Annotated in this window: 1 pseudogene; it reads left to right on the top strand. The window is 35.8% G+C overall.

Going from position 1 to position 536, the window contains the following annotated elements:
• Positions 1–25: 25 nt before the first annotated feature.
• Positions 26–536: pseudogene (locus CN288_RS22375) on the top strand (helix-turn-helix domain-containing protein); the annotation flags it as partial.

Raw genomic sequence — 536 nt, 5'->3', positions numbered from 1 at the left:
CGAATTAAGTGGAGGTGTTTTTCATTTGAAGAAAAGAGTTCATTATCCAGAAGAAATAAAATGGAAAGTCGTTGAAATGAAAAAGGAAGGTTATTCTAACCGAACAATTATGGAAACATTGGGGGTTAAAAATGTAAGTCAAATTAAAAGATGGATGAACTGGTATCATACAGATCAGACTCATCGTTTCCAACAACCTGTAGGTAAACAGTATTCTTACGGAAAAGGACCCGGGGAGTTAAGTGAAATAGAACAGTTACGTTTGGAAAATAAACATTTAAAAGCTCAATTACTTGTATGGGGAAAGTACCTGGAAATCGAAAGGAGTTGAACCCAGTTATCGTAGCTCAGCTATGGAATGAAGTGAAAGATAACATGACTGTAAAAGAACTGTGTAAAGTGCTAGGCTTACCACGTTCAACATTCTATCGTTGGATAAACACAGCTCAAGCTTCTACAAGTGAAATAGAGAAGACTATTAAAAAGATTTGTTTGCGTCATAAACTCCGTTATGGATACCGAAGAATTACAGCTAC

It is taken from the genome of Bacillus sp. AFS023182 (assembly GCF_002560575.1).
GTDB classification, from domain to species: Bacteria; Bacillota; Bacilli; order Bacillales; family Bacillaceae_G; genus Bacillus_A; species Bacillus_A arachidis.
Note: the sequence above shows the minus strand (reverse complement) of the source record. Positions and strands in the feature narration are given on the sequence as shown.